This is a genomic window from Arcticibacter sp., from assembly GCF_053551015.1.
In genome coordinates, this window is record NZ_JBMQOB010000021.1 from 270747 (window position 1) to 287290 (window position 16544).

Below are 16544 nucleotides of genomic sequence, written 5' to 3' on the forward strand. Positions count from 1 at the left end.
TTGTCTGATAAGAAACAAGGGCCATCCATCTTAAGGTCTTATGCCGTCGCCAGCTTGCTGACGTTGCGGTAAACGAACTCGTTATAAATATGTCTTCTCGCGAAACGCCCCGGAGAATCAGCATTGATCAACTTGGTGTAAATGCCCTTTGGTACGTCGAAGTACTCATATGCACTGCCGTCCATAAACTTGATCTTCAGCGTTTGAGATTTATACTCAAAATCAGCGATAGCGCTTGTGCCGGTAGTAGTGCTGTATTCTTCCTGATTGGCAACGCGCGTTTCAGGTGCAATGCTAACCAAAAAGTGGTAAGCCTCAATGATCTCCTTGCTTCTTGCTTCCGCTTTTAATTGTTCCTCCGGATTGTCCTGAAACTTGTCAGGATGGCAATCCTTCATAAAATTACGGTAAATAGTTTTCAGTTCTTTTAACTCAGTACTGTCATTAACCCCTAGGAGCTTTCTAAAATCTACAATCTTCTTCATGAATGTTTTTGGTAATTATGCCTTTGAAGGAAAAAAGGCAAACGAGATGCGGTATGCTTTATTTTCAAGGAATAAGCCGCAAAGGTAAGAAAAATTCTCGTACGATGATCTGCCGCCGGAGAAATGTTTTACTTTGCGGAGACTTTGATAGAAAGCGGTTTATGAAAAAGATCATCTTCCTGAGACTCCTCATGTGCCTCTGCGCTCTTAATACATGGAGCTTTTGCCTTTCGCATAAGTCCGGAAGTCATCTGCACGAGCAGCAAAGCGGGCCTTCCAAAGTTGTTCAGCCACAGGGGAAGACCGTGGTTTATATTTCAAATGCCGACAGCCGGGAAATCTTCGTCATGAAGCTGGACACCACTACCGGGCAATTAAGCTTCATCGAAAGCGAGCCCACCAGCGGCAATGTGATGCCCCTGGCGCTAAGCCCCGATCACCGTTACCTGTATGCTTCGCTCAGATCAGAACCCTATGCAGTCAGCACTTTTTCTATCAACCCCCAAAATGGAATGCTCGATCACCTCGCGACTGCCAAGCTGCCTGTTAATATGGCTTACCTTTCCGTCGATCAGTCTGGACGATATCTTTTCGCTGCATCGTATTCCGGGAGCAAGGTATCCGTTAATTTTATCGGACCTGATGGGATGCTTCAGCCAGAACCCCTGCAGGTCCTAAGCACAGGAAGGAATGCTCACGCTATCGTTGCCGATCATCTTAACAGGCACGTATATGTGCCGAATCTGGGAGACGATCAGATACTGCAGTACACGCTCGATCCCGGCACGAGAATGCTGAGGCCCAACGATCCACCTCTCATTAAAACCGCTAGCGGAGCTGGACCGCGTCACCTTGCAGAACATCCAGAAGGGCGCTTCTGGTTCCTGATCAATGAGCTGGATGGTACAATAAACAGCTACGAAAGCGGGCAATCAGGTGCATTGAAGTTTTTGTCGTCTGTCAATCTCATGCCTGAAGCGCATTCCGGCAAGCCCTCTGCCGCCGATATTCACGTCCACCCCTCCGGGCTATTTCTTTATACCACAGAACGCGGCTCCAATACCCTTTGCGCTTTTAGAATAGACCCCCTAAATGGGAAATTGACAGTCATCGCTCACTACCCGACAGAGACGCAGCCACGCAGTTTTAATATAGATCCCAGTGGTAAATTCCTTATTGTGGCGGGACAGCAGTCGCACCGCCTAAGCGTGTACCGGATCAACCCGCAAAGCGGCACATTAAGCAAGGTGTCAGACGCCGCCGCGGGCAGAAATCCCAACTGGATTGAGGTTATTCAATTAGCCAGATAGTATAACAATCCTGGAACAAAAAGCTATTAATTTCAGTTTAGAGACTACAATCGATAACTTTACCGCATACGTGTTCTATAAAAGATGAAGTGACGAAGGCGTGTTTTTCGGATAATGTGCTTACAGACGCTTCCACGACTATGAAATACCAAACTATATTTTGATGAGAAATATTTGCTTTTTACTGGCTGTTTTGTTGCTTTCAAGCGGTTGTTACGATAAGAAGAAAGAAGATGCTTTACGAAGAAAAGAGATCGAGCTTTCTCAAAAGGAGCAGGAGTTGCTTCTGAAAGAAAAGACGCTGCAGATAAAGGAGCAGGAATTAACAGAACGGGTAAAGCAGTTGGACACGAACAGCGTAAATCCTGCGGACACCGCCATGTATAACGCAGATCTGGTAGGTACCTGGGCCGTGAAGATGATTTGTACCGAAACAAGTTGTCCGGGTTCAGCCATCGGTGATACCAAAAATGAACAATGGGAACTCGGATACCAGAACGATGTGCTCATCGCCAAGGCAACCGTGCGTGGCAAACTGGTGCGCGTGTATTCGGGAGTTTCCACCGCCAGAGGTATTGAACTCACGGCCAGGCCCAGTGAAGAACAAGCCGATGCATCCACGCGAATGATCGTCAGGATGCAGATAAACTCAAGCGGAAAGCTTACGGGCGTCCGTGAAATACTCCGTTCCGGCGATTGCAGGATCGTTTACGCACTGGAATTATCCAAATAATTCAGCCCCTAAGAGATGTCTATGTTGATGGTGTTATTGTCGAACCTTGAATTTACATTACCTCTGAGGAATCCTGTTATGATCTTCTCACTGGTACTGTTCATCATACTTTTTGCCCCTATATTATTTAATAAGATCAAAGTGCCCCATATTATCGGGCTGATCATTGCCGGCGTGATTGTCGGACCTTATGGATTGAATCTCCTGACGCGCGATAGCAGTATTGTGTTGTTTGGTACGGTGGGACTCCTGTATATCATGTTCCTTGCGGGACTGGAGATCGACATCAGTGAGTTTAAAAAGAACAGGAACAAAATCGTGGTATTCGGGCTTACTACCTTTCTCCTTCCCCTCATTGTAGGCTCATTAGCCAGCTACTACGTGCTCGGTTACGGCCTTTTGTCGTCAGTTCTCCTGGCCAGCATGTTCTCTACGCATACGCTGATTGCCTATCCCATCGCCAGTCGCTACGGTATATCCAAGAACCGGGCTGTTACCCTCACGATTGGCGGAACCATGATCACCGATATCCTCGCCCTCCTCATCCTGGCTGCTATTGCCGGGGTCAGCAAAGGGGATGTATCATCCTCCTTCTGGGTTCAGCTTGGCGGCTCCTGCATCATGTTCGTATGTGTGGTGTTTTTCCTCTTTCCACCCATGATCCGCTGGTTCTTTAAGAAGTTTGAAGACAGCATCTCGCAGTATATCTTTGTTCTGGCCATTGTTTTCCTTTCTTCCTTCCTCGCGGAAGCGGCAGGTATCGAAGCCATCATTGGAGCCTTCTTCTCGGGACTCGTGCTGAACAAGTTCGTACCACATTCTTCTCCGTTGATGAACCGCATCGACTTTGTCGGCAATGCCCTCTTTATACCTTTCTTTTTGATCGGTGTCGGTATGCTGGTCGACATCAGGGTTCTTTTCAATGGTGTTGGTGCATTGAAGGTAGCAGGGGTGATCGTACTTGTTGCTGTATTGACCAAATACCTGGCAGCCTTATTTACTCAGAAGATCTTCAAGCTCTCCGCAGCCGAAGGGAAGATGATCTTCGGCTTAAGTACTTCGCATGCTGCAGCCACACTGGCCATTATTCTGGTGGGCTACAACATCATTGTGGGTGAAACAGCTGCCGGTGAGCCTATCCGTCTCTTAAATGAAGACGTGCTAAACGGCACCATTATTCTTATCCTGGTCAGTTGTGCTATCAGCTCCTTTGTGGTGGAAAAAGCCTCTCAGACCCTTGCACTGGAGGAAGAGAGCATGGACCTGGCCGCGGAAAACACAGATGAGAAGATACTGATCTCCCTGGCATATCCCGAAACGGTACAGGACCTCGTCGACCTCGGCCTGATCCTCAAACCACGAAAAAGCAATATTCCTGTTTACGCGTTGCACATCGTCAGCGATGAAAACACCTCCGGAAGTACGCAGGTCGCCGGAAGAAAGATGATGGACAAAGCCATCAGCCACGCCGCCGCTTCGGAAAATACGCTGGAGCCGCTTACCCGCTACGATATCAACGTGAGCAATGCCATCACCTATACGATTAAGGAGCATGCCATCACCGACGTCCTGATAGGCCTTCACCGCCATAGCAGCCAGCTCCAGTTCCTGGGTCCGGTAGCCGGGAACATTCTCCAGCGGGTGAACGAAACTGTCTATATTTACAAACCGCTGCAGCCCATCAATACCCTAAACCGGATTGTTGCCGCTGTACCGCCCAAAGCCGAGCTGGAACCGGGTTTCATCCACTGGCTGGGTAAGGTATACAACATTGCCCGCGAGGCAGCCCTTCCGCTGGTGTTCTACGCCAACGAAGCCACAATGGATGCCATTCAGACCGTGGACCAGACCCGAAACACCATGGTGGTAAAAACATTCCAGCAGTTCAGCAACTGGGAAGACTTCCTGATCCTGAGCCGGGAGCTGAAGCAGAACGACTTGTTCCTGATTATTTCTTCGCGCAAAGGTCATATTTCTTACACCCGCGAGCTCGACAAGCTGCCTTACTACCTGCACCAATATTTCAACAGTTTCAGTCTGCTGATGATCTTCCCGAAGCAGCTGGAAAGCGGAATCAATATGACCGATATTGAGCAGGCAGATGGTAACCTGATTGAGGTTCTCGCCGACAAGATTGGAACAGTTGGACGTGCCGGCTCTATACTGAAGGGATGGATGCGACGTAAGTAGCATCACGCTATTGTACATAAGCCAAATCCCATAGCTTACATAAAAAAACTCGTTATTTCACGTCCTGTCATTGTCATAATCGCGGATCTCGTGATTACTTATCAACAGGTGTCGATAACTTGTCGCTTGCGTTGATGCTTGATATCGCAATTTTGTGACCCGGCTTCATCAGCATGAAAGATCTTCTCTCATGCTGACGAAACCGAAGCGAAAAATTACTTAACATTCAAACATCTCTGGCAATGAAAAAAATCATCAAATTCGAAAAGGAAGACTGCGCTCCATGCAATATGGTATCTGAGTACCTGAATATGAAAGGTGTTCAATATATCACTGTAAACCCTTTTGATCAGCCTGAAATGGCGATGAAGTACAAGGTGCGCTCGGTTCCTACCGTAATCGTTGAGCACCAGGACGAAATTCTGCACCGCATCATCGGCTTCAAGCCTGAAGAGCTTCAAAAAGCACTCGCCGTATAGAAACATGTGGATTTATTACGATACCAAAACCGGCAATGTGGAGCGGTTTATGGAGAAGGTACGCGAACTGCGCAGCTGGCACCTTCAGCGAATAAGTCCGGATCTACAGGCGGAACACCCCGGCCACCTCGTCACGTTTACCACACGTATGGGCGAGGTGCCCGATACGACCCTGCAGTTCATGAATCAGTATGGCAGCTGTATCCAGACCGTGTCGTCCAGTGGAAATAGGAACTGGGGACAGAACTTTGCCCGTGCCGCCGACCAGGTTTCATCGCATTACCAGATCCCGGTGTCGCTCAAGTTTGAGCTCGCAGGCACCAGGAAAGACGTTACGAACTTCATTGAAATAATAGAACAATATACATGATTGCAAAAAAATGGATCTTGCTGAATAACGAGATCATGAGAAAGCAGGATGACGAATATAGCCTGCACAAAGACAAAGAAGCAGTCAGATCTTACTTCCTCGACTACGTCAATAAGAACACCGTATTCTTCTATACGCTGAAGGAAAAGATTGACTACCTCATCGAGAATGATTATTACATCAACTTCTATGAGTGGTACACCTTCGAAGAGATGAAGCAGGTTTACGATATGGTCTACGCCCGTAAATTCAGGTTCCCATCGTTCATGAGTGCATTTAAGTTCTTCCAGAGCTACGCTCTTCGGGACGACTCCGGTGAGAAGTTCCTCGAGCGCTACGAAGATCGCGTGGTCGCCGTAGCCCTGTTCCTTTCGCGCGGTAACCTGGAAGAAGCCATGTCTCAGGCCCTGATCCTGATCAATCAGGAGTATCAGCCTGCAACACCAACCTTCCTTAATGCCGGAAAAAAGCGCTCGGGAGAGCTCGTTTCCTGCTTTCTTGATGAGGTAGGCGATAATCTCAACGGCATCGGCTATGCCATTGATTCAGCCATGAAGCTTTCTTCTATCGGCGGCGGCGTATCTTTTAATATGTCGAAGGTGCGTGGGCGCGGCGAGTCTATAAAAGGGGTGGAGAACCGCTCAAGCGGTGTCCTGCCCGTAATGAAGATCCTGGAAGATACCTTTTCCTATGCTAATCAGCTCGGTCAGCGCGCAGGTGCAGGTGCGGTCTATCTGAATATCTTCCATACGGATATCGAAGAGTTTCTGGACTGTAAGAAGATCAACGTCGACGAGAAAGTTCGCATCAAGTCCCTTTCTATCGGCGTCATCGTTCCCGATAAGTTTATGGAACTTGCCGAGAAAGACGAGTCCTGCTACCTGTTCTATCCCCATACGGTGATGCTGGAGTATGGCAAGTACCTCGATGAGATGGATATGGACCTGATGTACGAAGAGCTCATCACTAATCCGAAGGTCAAAAAGAAGAAGATTAATGCACGTCACCTGCTCGTTAAGATTGCGCAAACGCAGAAGGAGAGTGGATACCCCTATATATTCTTCAAGGATAACGCCAACCGGGGACATGCCTTAAACGCACTAGGAAGCGTGAAATTCTCTAACCTTTGCACCGAGATCATGCAGGTATCAGAGGTATCTGATATCGAAAGCTACGGCAAGGAAGACACAATCCGCTACGGGATATCCTGTAATCTAGGCTCCCTGAACATCGTCACCGTCATGGAGAACAAGCGTGTGAAGGAAGCAGTGAAAACAGCGATGACCTCTCTGACCGTCGTTTCAGATATTACCAACATTGAGATGGTTCCCTCCATCCGGAAGGCGAACGAAGAGCTGCACAGTGTAGGTCTGGGAGCCATGAACCTTCATGCTTTCCTCGCCCGAAACTTCATCATGTATGAGAGCGAAGATGCGTTAGACTTCTGCAATGTCTTCTTTATGATGGTCAATTTCTATTCTATTGAACGCTCGATGGAAATTGCCAGAGAGAGAAAGAAAACCTTTAAAGGATTTGAGTCATCCGATTATGCTTCAGGTATTTATTTCGACGGATACATCCGGGATGATATTCAACCCAAAAGCGAAAAGGTAGCCCGGCTGTTTGAAGGAGTAGAGATCCCCGGCAGAGAAGATTGGGAGCGCCTGAAAGCTGAAGTAGCCGAACATGGCATTTACCACGCGTACCGGATGGCCATTGCGCCGAATCAGTCTACTTCGTATATCATGAATTCAACGGCTTCCGTGATGCCCGTTGTAGATGTGATAGAGGTGCGCGAATATGGCGACAGCACCACCTATTATCCGATGCCGTACCTGACCAACGACAATTACTTCTTCTACAAATCGGCATACGACATGGACCAGAAGAAGGTATTGCGACTGATCTCGGTCATTCAGCGACATGTGGATCAGGGAATCTCCACCATCCTGCATACCAATACCAAAGACAGTACGCGCGACCTCGCGGTGTATTATATCTATGCCCATAAACTGGGACTGAAATCCCTGTATTATACCAGGACCCGAAAAGCCGGTATTGATGAATGTGTATCCTGCGCAGTATAGTGCCGGAAAAAGAAGCTTAATGATGAGGTGCCGGATTTCCCGTCCGGAACCTCATCATTTATTTGAAAGACAATTTTGTATCCATAAATGAAACAATATACAGCAGTTAACTGGAATACCCCTGAAAACGATTATGCCGGCATGTTCTGGGAACAGAATATCCGTCAGTTCTGGGTAGACACCGAATATATACCATCAAAAGACATCGATAGCTGGAAGAGCCTGGAGCCCGGAATTCAGGATGCCTATAAACATGCGCTCGGAGGATTGACCCTGCTCGACACACTGCAGAGCCATACGGGTATGCCGAAGATCATCGACCACATCGACTCCTTGCAAAATAAAGCCGTCTTGTCGTTCATGTGCATGATGGAAGCCATCCATGCCAAATCGTATTCCACGATCTTTACAACGGTTTGCAGCACCCCGGAGATCAACGAGCTTTTTACCTGGGTTCAGGAGAATAAGCGCCTGCAGTTTAAGGCTGCTACTATCGACCGTTATTACCGGGTGCTCGATAAGGCGCAGATTACCGACCATGAGTTGTTCATGGCCCTGGCGGCTTCTGTGCTTCTTGAATCCTTTCTCTTCTATAGCGGCTTCTTTATGCCGTTATGGTTATGCGGACAGGGACAGATGGTAGCGAGTGCAGATATCATTAAGAAGATTGTTGCGGACGAGTCCATTCACGGTGTTTTTGTAGGCCTCCTGGCGCAGGACGTTTACAAAAGACTAGACGACAAGGAAGAAGCCAGACGCGAGATGACCGAGCTGATGAATATCTTGTACGAAAATGAACTGAAGTACACAGATGAGGTATATACCGACATTGGTCTCACCGCAGAGGTAAAGGAGTATGTGCGTTACAATGCCAATAAGGCGCTGATGAATCTCGGCTTTGAGGAGGTGTTTGATGTGAAGGACATCAACCCAATCGTGTTGAATGGCTTGAATGTAGATACCACGCAGCATGACTTCTTCTCCAAAAAGTCGACTAACTATGAAAAGGCTACAGAGATCGTGCACCTACGGGATGAAGACTTTCAGCTCGCCGTAGATCGTTACAATTAACAACAGAAGTTTATCCGGAGTCGGGGGAGGCTCAGCATTGCAGTTTCGCCTCCCTTGACTGGATACGCTTTTATTCGGCGATCAGTTTTCCGCGCATAATGCCGTAGTGGCCGGGAAAGCTGCATATATATTCGTATTCTCCTTTTTCAACTGTAAAGGTGATGGTGTCAGACTCATTGGGACCCAGTAGTTTGGTGTGCGCAACTATCGCTTTGGAACCTGTAGGGATGAACTCGGTTGCCTTGCTCGCTATGGCTTCCGTAGCGAATGCGGCTACGTCTGTAGCTGGCTTCAACAAGACCCAATTATGTCCCATTGCTTCTTTGGATAATACCCCCGCATTCTTGAAGGTTAAGGTTACCTTTTCACCAGCCCTTACTCTGATTTCATCCAGGTCGAATCTCATTTGATCATTGCCTGTGACAACGACCGTATTCCTGATGACCGGAGCGGCATCTGTACTTTCACTGGTCGCTTTCTGCGTACCGGCTGCTGCGTCGGTATTTTGCGATTTCTTTTGGTCTCCCCCGCAAGAAGAGATGATCAGTGCTGATGCGAAAGCACCTAGTAAGAAGAGTTTTCTCATGACATTGCATTTATGTGGTCTTCTCAAGTTTACGAAATAAGGCAGCTCAGAGAAATGACCATAGTCATTTTCAGGTTTTCTGACAAAAGGATTATAATAGGATACAGTGCTTGATGTGAAGTGTATTGCTGTATATTCAGGCTATAAAGGCCGCGCAAGTACAAACAGACCGCAGTCAGCATGAGTAGTGCTGCGGAGTCGGGATGATCAGCTCTGTGTTCCGCTTTCCTTGTATTGATGATCCACTTATCGTGCGGCGGCGCAGAACGAGCTTTTGAAGCAGGTTCTCCGCGGTTAAATTTTGTTGAACGTGCTGATTATACACGTCAGGTATTTCAGGCGCAAAAAAGCGAGATCGCTAATCGTAGTCTGGACAATTGGACGCGCCAAATGGCCTTTTAGAAGAGTGTCTGAAAAGGATATGTACTGATTTTTTGGTAAATGCAATGATGTCTCGGAGATCATCAAGCTCTGCTGAAATTCGTTGCCCCTCTTCCACTAAGGCACGCTTGTTACTTACCGGGCGGTTTTCAGCGGTTTCTTTCAGCACGCAGTGGTAATCATTCAGGTCCTCTTCAACTTTATTCGTCAGGATCTGAAGAAAGGTGATCTGTCGCCCAAGGCAGTGAATCCGGAGGTCGAAATGGTCATCCGGCAAGGGGCTGCATCTGTCGAGCGTATGGGAAATATACCTTAACTGGTCTCTCAGAAAACCAGCAGTCGATCTGCAGTTGCGGAACAACTGGTACAGGTAAGAGGAGGGATCCCTGCCATAAGCGGCAGAGAGCGCCTGCTGGAGATACTTGCTCGCGGTACGTGAACAGTCTGGACGCCGGATGTATATTGAGCCCATTTTCTGATGCTTTTATAGATCTAATGTCACACACTTCGGGCGCTATGTGGATGACGGCGGTCAGGCAAGCGACTGATTCTCATTGAGCTTGTTCAAACTGATAAGAGACGGTCAGGGACGGGTCTTCACTGCAGTGAGCTCTGAAACATGATCCCTACCGTACCGTTCGCACGGTACGGCAAAATAGTGGCGTGCGACTTTGTATGAAATAGCTTCTCTTTTAGCCAGGGATAGGCCGCGTAACTGATCTTGGTCGAAAGGATGCCTACACCGGCTCCTCCTACAACATCACTGAACCAATGCTTGTTATGCGTCAGCCTTAATGCGCCAGTAAGGGCAGCTAAAGGGTATCCGGCATATCCCAACAATGGCGCCTGGTCCTTATATTCCTGATGCATAAACTCAGCCGCTGTGAAGGCCGTCGCTGTGTGTGCTGAGGAAGGATCTTGGATCTCCCGCGGGACGGGTTTTGTGAAAGTGATCCTTGCCGAAAGAGGCAGATAGTTTGCTCAGCGTATTTGCCATCAGGTATAAATTGGTTTGATCTATGAGCTTGCTTCTTCCTTTAATTCCAAAGGCTTCTAGCGCGTACACCATGGCCGCCGGACTGTATTGTAGGCCATTTTCTACGGGAGCGGAAAAATGCTTTTTGCCCTCCATTATCTCGTGATTGAAATGATGATCGATCTGGCTGACTACCTGGTTCTCCATGGACATCATTCCATAAGAGACAAGGACAGAAGGGAGGATAAAAGTAAAAATCGGGTGATGGCTGTTTGTCGAGCTGTCGCCCGGCTCAGGGCTTGGTACAAGCTGATTGATACTTCCCGCTTCCACAATCGCCGGAATCAGAACGATGATGATGCCATACAATAGCCACTGGTTTTTCATCCTGTTTTCATCAATATTCTTTAAATAACGTTCTTCTGCTCAAATAGATATTCAAGTTCAGAAATAAATGTAGGCGTTGTCGGTCCGTAGATTAGTGCAATCGCGTCCTGCTTCGGTGCTCGTATCTGAAGATTCGCGACGGCCAATATTTACGTGCGGTGGTGATTTTGAATAACTGCACAATCCTGATACGAACGTACAATTTTATTCAGCAGTCTTTGCACTTGCCGGATGAAGGGTGTATATTCAATAAATAAACCAATAAGCCGCCGGCGGATGTTAACAAAGCGACCCGCCGAACTATTTGTTCGATACTTCTTAACCTGCTACTAACCATGTATTTTCAAGATGACCATATGTTGTTATCCAGAATCAGAGAGGGTGATGAAGCCGCCTTTGCTAGATTCTACGAACAGCATTGGACATCAATCCACCGCTTTGTTATGAAGTATGTCAAATGCAGAGATCTGAGCGATGATGTTACGCAAGACATTTTCATTCGTTTGTGGGAAGGCCGGGCAGATTTGCCGGAAATAGCATCGTTAAGATCTTATCTGTTTATTGTAGCCAGAAACGCAGCATTCAACTTCTTGAAAAAAGCCTCAGTGCAGGAAAATCTGAAAGAGAAGATCGTACTCGCGGCTGTTGAAAGCAGCAATCCTACGGAGGATAATCTGCTTTCCGCAGAGTATCTGGATCATCTGAAAAGAGCAGTAGAGACGCTTCCAGTTCAAACGCAGAAGATATTTAAGCTTTGCAGGGAAGAGGAAAAGAGTTATCAGGAGGTTTCCCAAATGCTGGGTATATCCAGGGATGCTGTAAAGAAACATATGGTAAGATCAATGAAGCTTTTGCGGCTGGCTATTCAGAATGGTCTGCACATGCTGTTGTCGATTCTCGTAGTCCTCGCTTGGGCTTGGTACAACTAATTGAAATTATTTTCCACCTAGGGGTACCCTTATCCCATTTGCTGGTGTCTTTATTCATGAGACCGGATTATGAACAAGACGCAATTTCATAAACAACTTCTTAGCCGCTACAAAAACAACGAAGCTTCTTTGGAGGAGATTGAGCTGTTGTTTCACCTGATAAAAACAGGAGAGATTGCGGATCTGCACGCTAACCAATCGGACTTCGTTTATCAGCCTTCTGAAACAAAAACGGACCTGCCGGAGCAAAAGCGTTCCGCAGGAACGATAATGATCAAAAGGTTTAGCCTCTTGAAAGTTGCTGCTACCATACTGCTAATGGTTTCTGTCTCATTGATACTCTACAGGAAGAAGGAGGAGATCCGCGACATGGTCGATCCGGTACGTATAGTCCGCGTAGAGGTGCCGTATGGGAGAATGCGAAAGCTGCAACTTTCTGACGGAACGGAAGTCTGGCTTAATGCGGGGAGTTTACTGAAATACCCAGAGAAGTTTAACAGGGATCAGAGGGTCCTGACACTTCAGGGTGAAGCTTTTTTCAAGGTATTTCACGACGCAGAAAAGCCTTTCATTATCCGCTCGGGTAATCTAAATACGGTCGTTTTGGGTACCTCCTTCAATGTGAGGACATATGAAGATAGCCCTGCTCAAGTAAGCGTCCGATCAGGGAAAGTTTCGGTCGCGGAAATATCCCTGGCTGAAGCGAAAGAAGTTCCGGCAAAACAATGTACGGTTGTGTTGACAAAAGATCAGCAGGCTACCTATTTGGGAAATAAGGGTTTCACCATCCGCGAGAACGTACCAGCAGGAGAATATATGGGTTGGCAGAGCGGCGAGCTGAGTTTTACGGGTAAGACCCTTGCTGAAATGACACCCGTTCTGGAGCGCTGGTATGGTGTGAGGATCGAGATGGAAAGCAGCAACCTGGCAAATTGCAGGATGGTCGGTTCTTATAGGCAGGAAACCCTTGAGAACGTGCTGGAGGCGATGCGCTTCGCACTAAGCATTACTTACAAAATTGAGGGTAAACACGTGACGATCCGCGGAGGATCATGCAAATAAGGGCGTAAGAAGGCCCGACTGTCGGCAGCGCAATACATCTATTTAATCAATTAACCAAAAAACGACATGCAAACTTAACATAGCTTCTATGTACGATTCAGGCTTTCAGAAAGTCTGAAGACAGCACCTGCAAACACTTTGGTCGGTCGTTGCAGGCGCTAGTGAGTTCAACGAATAACCTTTCATTAAACCTTCCTAATTTATGAAAAATTTAAAGCATACGTTATTTCTTATGTCATTGAAAGCCGTGCTGTCCATCTTCGTCGTTTGCTTGTCGTCTTTCATGCTTGTTGCTGAAGACGGCCGTTCGCAGACGCTGAACGACGTAAGTGTCCGCGTCCCGGCGAGGGAATCGGACCTTAAAAGCGTGTTTGCGGTTATTGAAAAGCAAACGCAGTTCCGGTTCTTTTACGACAAGAACCTCATTGACCATCATACGAAGGTGCAGGTAAAAGGCGAGCAGGCCTCGGTTGCAACGATATTGGAATCAGTCAGCAAACAAACCGGCTTGATTTTCAAACAGATCAATAATACGATTTCTGTGAAGCTGACGGCGGTACGGGCTGGAGAGCCAGGTGGCAATCAGCAGTTACAGGTTGCCGTGAGTGGACAGGTAACAGACGAACGGGGTAACACGCTGCCGGGTGTCAGTGTGAAGATCAAGGCGGCGGAAGGAGGTACCAGTACTGACGCGACCGGTAAGTTCCGGATATTGGTCCCTGGTCCGGAGAGCGTACTGGTCTTCAGTTTCATCGGATTCGTATCAGAAGAACGCACAGTGGGTAGTTCAGGTGTACTGAATGTAAGCCTCAAGGAACAACTCACCAACTTGAACGAGGTGGTCGTTATTGGCTATGGTACCCAGAAAAAGGCCGATGTGACTAGTGCTGTAACGAGCGTGAAGGCAGAAAACTTCGTCCGGGGCGCTGTAAAAGATGCGGGACAGCTCCTGCAGGGTAAAGTGGCGGGACTTGCCATCGCTACACCAAGCGGAGATCCTACAGCTTCCACTCAGATTTTGCTGCGTGGTACAGCAACTCTGGGAACGAGCGTGCAGCCATTGATCCTGATCGATGGGATACCTGGCGACCTGAACACAGTTGCTCCTGAAGATATAGAGAGCATGGATGTTCTGAAAGACGGTTCTGCCGCCGCGATTTATGGTACGCGGGGAACCAACGGCGTCATCCTGATCACCACTAAAAAGCCAAGTGGAACGATCGAGCCGACTATAGATTATAATGGTTACGCCAGCACACAGGAATTTGCCAATCTTCCGGAGATGCTGAATGCTGAAGAATACAAGGAAAGATTGCCTTTGCAAGACTTGGGCAGTAATACCGACTGGGTGAAGGAAGTAAGCAGAAGCACGCCCCTGAGTAATGGTCATAATGTTTCACTGAGAGGCGGAAGTGCGAAGACGAACTACGTGGGTACGCTGGGCTACCGTTATTTCGAAGGTGTATTTCTGAAATCAGATAACCGGACCATCAACGGGCGCATTGATGTCAATCATAACATGTTCGACAATAAGCTGAAGCTCAACTTCAACGTTCTAAATACAGATAACAAGTATAATAGTCTTGGTAGCGGAACCAGCTTCAATACAACCGTATGGAGGCAGGTGCTGGGAAGAAACCCGACGGCTCCGATACGTAATGAGGATGGTACCTGGCAGGAGCAAACGGCCATTGCCGGGTATGAGAACCCGCTTTCGTTGCTGAATGAGTCGTACGGAGAGAACCAGTCTCAGACTACTCGTCTGAGTGGTAGTGTGGGATGGACGCCCATCAGCGGTCTGCAGCTGAAAGGGCTTGTGTCGAGAAGTAAGGCTAACAGCGAGTTCGGTTACGCAGAGACTAAACAGCATATATCAACCGTCCGTGATGGCCGGCAGGGATATGCTTCCAAGAGTACCGGGCAAAGCATAGACAACCTGTTCGAGTTCACCGCGCAGTATAGCAAATCCTTTAACAGGCATAACTTTTCCGCACTGGGCGGGTACAGTTATCAGCATAATACAAGTGAAAGCAGCAGCATGCAAAATCTGGATTTCCCGGCGGGGAATTTCAGTTATATAGACAATATCGGTCAGGGGACGGCGCTACGGAATGGTCTGTCGGGTCTAAACAGCGGAAAATTTGCTTCCAATCTGATCGGTTTCTTCGGAAGGCTGACCTACAATTATCAGGAGAAATACCTGCTGACCGCTAACCTGCGCCATGAAGCATCCTCGCGCTTTGTTGGTACAAAAGATCCTTGGGGTACCTTTCCAGCGGTATCTGCAGGGTGGAGGATCAGCAAGGAGCCTTTTCTGAGCAATGTCAGCTTTCTCGACGACCTGAAAATCCGTGCAGGCTATGGTGTTACAGGTACTGCTCCTGACGATCTCTTTTTAGGAGTGAGTCAGCTGGGTTACACAGACCCTATAACGGGACGCGCCATTACCTACCTGATTAACGGGGAGTGGATATCAGGATTAAGTCCGATCAGCAACCCGAATCCTTATCTCAAGTGGGAAGTGAAGAAAGAAACAAACGTCGGTCTAGATTTTACCGTTCTGAAAGGCCGTATCGGAGGTTCGGTGGATTACTATTACCGCCGCACCAATGGCTTGCTTTATGACTATCCGGTTCCATCACCTCCGAACCTCTATAGTTTCACAAAGGCCAATGTTGGGGTGATGCAGAACAAGGGCATTGAAGCGTTGCTTAACTTCCAGCCGATTCAAACTAAGAAGTTCTCCTGGTTCTCCAGCTTCAACTTTTCTACGAACCGGAATAAGCTGGTTTCCCTTTCCAACGATCTGTATCAGACGACTAACAATTTCATCAATGTGGGATTTACAGGCTCGCCTGTACAGACGTACACGCACCGTGTAGAGGTGGGTAAGGAGATAGGCAATTTCTTTGGTTATAAGATCGTCGATATCAATGAGGATGGCAGCTGGGTTTACGAAAATCAGGCAGGTGAATTGTCGAACACGAAGGCTGAAGCAGACAAAAAGGTTCTTGGGAATGGCCTCCCTAAATATTATGCAGGATGGAACAATAACTTCACCTATGGGAACTTCGATCTGGGCATCACCATGCGGGGAGCGTTCGATTATCAGATTCTCAATTTTCAGCGCATGTACTCGGAAGTTCCCGGCTTTTCATTATATAACCAGCTGAGTTCCGCGTACGACGAGGTGTTTGGAAAGGCGGTGCTCAACAAGAACATTCTTCCGGAATACAACAGCTACTATGTCGAGAATGGTGATTTCTGGAAGATCGACAATATTACGCTTGGCTATAAGCTGAACCTGCCTTCACAGCATTTTAAATCAGCCCGGATCTACGTGTCGACACTGAACACCTTTACCATCACCGGCTACAAGGGAATGGATCCGGAAGTGAACCGTCTGGGTCTTTTCCCGGGAAATGACGACCGCGACAAGTATCCGACCACTAGGGTATATACGCTAGGCTTAAGTCTTTCTATTAATTAAATCATCAC

15 protein-coding genes are annotated in these 16544 nt (G+C 47.7%); 10 read left to right on the plus strand and 5 right to left on the minus strand.

What is annotated here, in order from left to right; genetic code table 11:
- Positions 1-38: 38 nt before the first annotated feature.
- The gene (locus ACO1NU_RS15040; RefSeq protein WP_448819311.1) at positions 39-485 is read right to left on the minus strand and encodes a KTSC domain-containing protein; all 447 of its coding nucleotides are present in this window, start codon (positions 483-485) and stop codon (positions 39-41) included.
- Positions 486-646: 161 nt separating this feature from the next.
- Here ACO1NU_RS15040 and ACO1NU_RS15045 point away from each other — a divergent pair, with 161 nt between their 5' ends.
- The 7 genes from ACO1NU_RS15045 to nrdF all read left to right on the plus strand — a co-directional run bounded on the left by ACO1NU_RS15045 (position 647) and on the right by nrdF (position 8725).
- Positions 647-1795, plus strand: coding sequence for a lactonase family protein (locus ACO1NU_RS15045; RefSeq protein ID WP_448819312.1), 1149 nt, complete (start codon positions 647-649; stop codon positions 1793-1795).
- Between the two features lie 163 nt (positions 1796-1958).
- Positions 1959-2528 (plus strand): hypothetical protein, encoded by a 570-nt coding sequence (locus tag ACO1NU_RS15050; protein WP_448819313.1) that lies wholly within the window; start codon positions 1959-1961, stop codon positions 2526-2528.
- A 21-nt stretch (positions 2529-2549) separates the two neighbouring features.
- A complete protein-coding gene (locus tag ACO1NU_RS15055; RefSeq protein ID WP_448819314.1) occupies positions 2550-4718 on the plus strand; it encodes a cation:proton antiporter in 2169 nt (722 codons plus the stop codon).
- 242 nt (positions 4719-4960) lie between these two features.
- Positions 4961-5197, plus strand: coding sequence for a glutaredoxin domain-containing protein (locus tag ACO1NU_RS15060; protein ID WP_448819315.1), 237 nt, complete (start codon positions 4961-4963; stop codon positions 5195-5197).
- A gap of 4 nt (positions 5198-5201) precedes the next feature.
- Complete coding sequence (gene nrdI, locus ACO1NU_RS15065) at positions 5202-5567, plus strand: class Ib ribonucleoside-diphosphate reductase assembly flavoprotein NrdI (RefSeq protein ID WP_448819316.1); 366 nt, start codon at positions 5202-5204, stop codon at positions 5565-5567.
- Positions 5564-7654 carry a class 1b ribonucleoside-diphosphate reductase subunit alpha gene (gene nrdE, locus ACO1NU_RS15070; RefSeq protein WP_448819317.1) on the plus strand — a complete coding sequence of 697 codons (2091 nt, stop codon included), beginning with the start codon at positions 5564-5566 and terminating at the stop codon, positions 7652-7654. The genes nrdI and nrdE overlap by 4 nt, the downstream gene beginning before the upstream one ends.
- A gap of 87 nt (positions 7655-7741) precedes the next feature.
- The gene (nrdF, locus tag ACO1NU_RS15075; RefSeq protein ID WP_448819318.1) at positions 7742-8725 is read left to right on the plus strand and encodes a class 1b ribonucleoside-diphosphate reductase subunit beta; all 984 of its coding nucleotides are present in this window, start codon (positions 7742-7744) and stop codon (positions 8723-8725) included.
- Between the two features lie 70 nt (positions 8726-8795).
- On the opposite strand, the gene ACO1NU_RS15080 is transcribed toward nrdF, so the two are convergent.
- From ACO1NU_RS15080 to ACO1NU_RS15095, 4 genes are all read right to left on the minus strand, one after another.
- On the minus strand, positions 8796-9311 hold the full coding sequence (locus tag ACO1NU_RS15080; protein WP_448819319.1) for a plastocyanin/azurin family copper-binding protein: 516 nt from the start codon (positions 9309-9311) through the stop codon (positions 8796-8798).
- A 358-nt stretch (positions 9312-9669) separates the two neighbouring features.
- The gene (locus ACO1NU_RS15085) at positions 9670-10164 is read right to left on the minus strand and encodes a hypothetical protein (protein ID WP_448819320.1); all 495 of its coding nucleotides are present in this window, start codon (positions 10162-10164) and stop codon (positions 9670-9672) included.
- Positions 10165-10289: 125 nt separating this feature from the next.
- Positions 10290-10562, minus strand: a complete 273-nt coding sequence (locus ACO1NU_RS15090; protein WP_448819321.1) for a phosphatase PAP2 family protein — start codon at positions 10560-10562, stop codon at positions 10290-10292.
- A 4-nt stretch (positions 10563-10566) separates the two neighbouring features.
- Positions 10567-11055 (minus strand): hypothetical protein, encoded by a 489-nt coding sequence (locus ACO1NU_RS15095; protein WP_448819322.1) that lies wholly within the window; start codon positions 11053-11055, stop codon positions 10567-10569.
- A 356-nt stretch (positions 11056-11411) separates the two neighbouring features.
- On the opposite strand from ACO1NU_RS15095, the gene ACO1NU_RS15100 reads away from it, so the two are divergent.
- The 3 genes from ACO1NU_RS15100 to ACO1NU_RS15110 all read left to right on the plus strand — a co-directional run bounded on the left by ACO1NU_RS15100 (position 11412) and on the right by ACO1NU_RS15110 (position 16536).
- Positions 11412-11984 (plus strand): RNA polymerase sigma factor, encoded by a 573-nt coding sequence (locus tag ACO1NU_RS15100; protein WP_448819323.1) that lies wholly within the window; start codon positions 11412-11414, stop codon positions 11982-11984.
- Between the two features lie 69 nt (positions 11985-12053).
- A complete protein-coding gene (locus ACO1NU_RS15105) occupies positions 12054-13046 on the plus strand; it encodes a FecR family protein (RefSeq protein ID WP_448819324.1) in 993 nt (330 codons plus the stop codon).
- Between the two features lie 202 nt (positions 13047-13248).
- The gene (locus ACO1NU_RS15110) at positions 13249-16536 is read left to right on the plus strand and encodes a SusC/RagA family TonB-linked outer membrane protein (RefSeq protein WP_448819325.1); all 3288 of its coding nucleotides are present in this window, start codon (positions 13249-13251) and stop codon (positions 16534-16536) included.
- Positions 16537-16544 lie beyond the last annotated feature (8 nt).

What these genes read in the sequence shown, in the direction of transcription:
- ACO1NU_RS15095 (WP_448819322.1), bottom strand. Translation starts at nt 11,055, where the DNA reads ATGAAAAACCAGTGGCTATTGTATGGCATCATCATCGTTCTGATTCCG.
- ACO1NU_RS15100 (WP_448819323.1), top strand. Translation starts at nt 11,412, where the DNA reads ATGTTGTTATCCAGAATCAGAGAGGGTGATGAAGCCGCCTTTGCTAGA.
- ACO1NU_RS15090 (WP_448819321.1), bottom strand. Translation starts at nt 10,562, where the DNA reads ATGCATCAGGAATATAAGGACCAGGCGCCATTGTTGGGATATGCCGGA.
- ACO1NU_RS15080 (WP_448819319.1), bottom strand. Translation starts at nt 9,311, where the DNA reads ATGAGAAAACTCTTCTTACTAGGTGCTTTCGCATCAGCACTGATCATC.
- ACO1NU_RS15050 (WP_448819313.1), top strand. Translation starts at nt 1,959, where the DNA reads ATGAGAAATATTTGCTTTTTACTGGCTGTTTTGTTGCTTTCAAGCGGT.
- ACO1NU_RS15060 (WP_448819315.1), top strand. Translation starts at nt 4,961, where the DNA reads ATGAAAAAAATCATCAAATTCGAAAAGGAAGACTGCGCTCCATGCAAT.
- nrdF (WP_448819318.1), top strand. Translation starts at nt 7,742, where the DNA reads ATGAAACAATATACAGCAGTTAACTGGAATACCCCTGAAAACGATTAT.
- ACO1NU_RS15105 (WP_448819324.1), top strand. Translation starts at nt 12,054, where the DNA reads ATGAACAAGACGCAATTTCATAAACAACTTCTTAGCCGCTACAAAAAC.
- ACO1NU_RS15085 (WP_448819320.1), bottom strand. Translation starts at nt 10,164, where the DNA reads ATGGGCTCAATATACATCCGGCGTCCAGACTGTTCACGTACCGCGAGC.
- nrdI (WP_448819316.1), top strand. Translation starts at nt 5,202, where the DNA reads ATGTGGATTTATTACGATACCAAAACCGGCAATGTGGAGCGGTTTATG.
- ACO1NU_RS15045 (WP_448819312.1), top strand. Translation starts at nt 647, where the DNA reads ATGAAAAAGATCATCTTCCTGAGACTCCTCATGTGCCTCTGCGCTCTT.
- ACO1NU_RS15040 (WP_448819311.1), bottom strand. Translation starts at nt 485, where the DNA reads ATGAAGAAGATTGTAGATTTTAGAAAGCTCCTAGGGGTTAATGACAGT.
- ACO1NU_RS15110 (WP_448819325.1), top strand. Translation starts at nt 13,249, where the DNA reads ATGAAAAATTTAAAGCATACGTTATTTCTTATGTCATTGAAAGCCGTG.
- ACO1NU_RS15055 (WP_448819314.1), top strand. Translation starts at nt 2,550, where the DNA reads ATGTTGATGGTGTTATTGTCGAACCTTGAATTTACATTACCTCTGAGG.
- nrdE (WP_448819317.1), top strand. Translation starts at nt 5,564, where the DNA reads ATGATTGCAAAAAAATGGATCTTGCTGAATAACGAGATCATGAGAAAG.